1 pseudogene is annotated in these 1,540 nt (G+C 70.3%); it reads left to right on the top strand.

The window, feature by feature from the left end:
• Positions 1 to 75 precede the first annotated feature (75 nt).
• Positions 76 to 1,451: pseudogene (locus FPZ41_RS46460) on the top strand (IS1380 family transposase).
• The last annotated feature ends 89 nt before the right edge of the window (positions 1,452 to 1,540 follow it).

Here is a 1,540-nt window from a genome sequence, read left to right as displayed (position 1 = left end):
CGAAGAGTGCTCCTGACCTGCAACGATGGGACTTGTCTAGGGTCCAGGTCGTCGCGTGAAAGAAGCACTCTCCAGGTGAAGAAGCGTATCGGGTCCTACCCGCGTGTCCGTACCGAAGGCGGTGGTCGCGGGGTGGTCTCCCAGGCCGGCGGTGTGCTGCTGGTCGAGACGGTCCGCAAGACCGGCCTGGATCAGGCGATATCGGCGGCGTTGGCGCCGTGGCGCAAGCCGCGGGCGGTGCATGATCCAGGCAAGGTCCTGCTGGACGTGGCGCTCGCGGTCGCGCTCGGCGGCGACTGCCTGGCGGACGTGGGCATGCTGCGGGCCGAACCGTCGGTGTTCGGTCCGGTGGCCTCCGATCCGACGGTGTCCCGGCTGATCGACACGCTGGCAGCGGACGGGAAGCGGGCGCTGACCGTACTGCGGCAGGCCCGTGCTCAAGTCCGCGAATACGTGTGGACGTTGGCCGGTGACGTAGCGCCGGACACGGCTGGGCAGGTGGTCGTGGACCTGGATGGGGTGCTGGTGATCGCGCATTCCGAGAAGCAGGATGCGGCCGCGACCTGGAAGAAGACGTTTGGGCACCACCCGCTGATGGCGTTCGTCGACCACGGCCGGGGCGGGTCCGGGGAGCCAGTGGCCGGGCTGCTCAGGCCCGGGAACGCGGGCAGCAACACCGCGGCCGACCACATCGAAGCCGCCCGGCTTGCCCTGGCGCAACTGCCCAAGAAGTACCGACGGGGACGGCAGACGCTGATCCGCACCGACTCGGGCGGGGGCACCCACGAGTTCGTGGACTGGCTGTCCGCCCGCGGCCGGTGGCTGTCGTACTCGGTCGGCATGACCATCACCGACGCCATCCACCAGGCTGTCCTGAAGGTCCCGGCATCGGCCTGGACGCCGGCCGTCGAGCCCGACGGCGAGATCCGCGACGGCGCCTGGGTCGCCGAACTCGACGGCGACTGCCTGACCGGCTGGCCCAAGGCGATGCGGCTGATCGTCCGCAAGGAACGCCCGCACCCCGGCGCCCAGTTGCGCTTCACCGACACCGACGGCATGCGCCTGACTTGCTTCGCCACAAACACCAAGAACGTCCCGATCGCCGTGCTCGAACTACGGCACCGCCAGCGCGCAAGGGCTGAGGACCGCATCCGCGCCGCGCGCGCCACCGGCCTGCGTAACCTGCCCCTCCACGACACCGCCCAGAACCAGATCTGGCTGGAGATCGTCCAGATCGCCCTCGACCTGCTCGCCTGGATGCCCATGCTCGCACTGACCGGCACCGCCCGGCTCTGGGAGCCCCGCCGCCTGCGACTCCCCTCTTCTCCGCCGCCGCCCAGCTCGTCACCACCGCCCGCCGCAGGCACCTCAGATTCGCGGCCCACTGGCCCTGGACCGACGTCATCACCGGCGCGATCCAGCGACTCACGGCCCTGCCGAACCCCGGATGACCAGCTACTTCTCCTGCCCCGACGAGTCTGGTCACCCCCGGAACCGTGGAACCCGGCGCACACCCGACGCGACAGACGGGCCCTCGGTC

Source organism: Streptomyces acidicola (assembly GCF_009377235.1).
In the GTDB taxonomy this organism is placed as follows: domain Bacteria; phylum Actinomycetota; class Actinomycetes; order Streptomycetales; family Streptomycetaceae; genus Streptomyces; species Streptomyces acidicola.
This window is presented reverse-complemented; position numbering and strand designations above follow the sequence as displayed.